The organism is Mesorhizobium sp. M7A.F.Ca.CA.004.06.1.1, from assembly GCF_003999135.1.
Lineage (GTDB): Bacteria > Pseudomonadota > Alphaproteobacteria > Rhizobiales > Rhizobiaceae > Mesorhizobium.
Window position 1 is genome coordinate 1 of the sequence record NZ_RZPQ01001164.1, and the last position, 1,158, is coordinate 1,158.

Here is a 1,158-nt window from a genome sequence, read left to right on the forward strand (position 1 = left end):
CGGCAAGGGAGGAATGCCATGCCGGACGTCAAATGGGCCATGAAGGCGCGCGAATTCATCAATTGCAACTGCGCCTATGGCTGCCCGTGCCAGTTCAACGCCATGCCGACATACGGATTCTGCCAGGCGGTCGCCGGCATGGAAATCGAGAGCGGCCATCACGGCGACACCAAGCTCGACGGGTTGCGGTTCGTCGGGATTTTCAGCTGGCCCGGCGCCATACACCAGGGCGGGGGTGAAGCCGCGGTGGTCATCGACGAGAGGGCGACGGAAGCCCAACGTGGCGCGCTGCTTCGCATATTGGGCGGTCTGGACACCGAGCCAGGTGCAACGATATTTCAGGTCTTTTCGACCACGCTGGAGAAATTCCACGATCCGATCTTCGCGCCGATCGAATTCAAAATCGACGTCGACGCGCGAACCAGTCAGCTGCATGTCGAGGGTATAACCGACGGTCGCGGCGAGCCGATCCGGAATCCGGTCACCGGCGCCGCGCACCAGGCGCGCATCGACTTGCCGCACGGCTTCGAATACGCGATCGCCGAGGTCGGGCGCGGCTGGACCAAGGCGACGGGCCCGATCAAGTTCGAACTGGCCGATACGCACAGCCATTTCGCCAATCTGCATCTTACGCAGAGCGGCATCGTGCATTGACCTGATCCAATGGGCGATACGGCCCTCGAGGCGGTGCTGAGGCGCGATCGCGCGGTCGTGATGGCCGCGCTCGTGGTGATTGCCGTGCTCGCCTGGGCCTATGTGCTGTGGCTCGCCGCCACCATGGTCATGCCCGGCTCCCCCTTGCCGGATAGCGGAGGCGGCGACATGGCCGGCATGGATATGGCCGGCATGGATATGGGCGCCGCCATGGCGCCCGGCTTCCGGCCCTGGGCATTGGGCGATTTCGCCTTCACCTTCACGATGTGGGCGGTGATGATGGTCGGCATGATGACGCCGTCGGTCGCGCCGATGTTGCTGCTCTATGCCGGTGTCGGCCGCAAGGCGCGGGCGGATGGCCGGCCCATCGCTTCGACGGGCTGGTTTTTTGCCGGCTACCTCGCCGTCTGGGTCGTCTTCAGCCTCCTGGCGACCGGTGCGCAATGGCTTCTCGCCCGTCTAGCCTTGCTCGATCCCTCGATGGCGACCGGCAGCGCGATCCTC

General features: G+C 64.9%; 2 protein-coding genes. Both read left to right on the forward strand.

Annotated features, from left to right (window positions below; translation table 11 throughout):
- Positions 1–18: 18 nt before the first annotated feature.
- A complete protein-coding gene (locus tag EN906_RS34800) occupies positions 19–654 on the forward strand; it encodes a DUF1326 domain-containing protein (RefSeq protein ID WP_127269117.1) in 636 nt (211 codons plus the stop codon).
- 9 nt (positions 655–663) lie between these two features.
- Positions 664–1,158: DUF2182 domain-containing protein (locus EN906_RS34805; RefSeq protein WP_206529267.1), on the forward strand; the 495-nt coding region annotated here is incomplete at its 3' end.

What these genes read in the sequence shown, in the direction of transcription:
- EN906_RS34800 (WP_127269117.1), top strand. Translation starts at nt 19, where the DNA reads ATGCCGGACGTCAAATGGGCCATGAAGGCGCGCGAATTCATCAATTGC.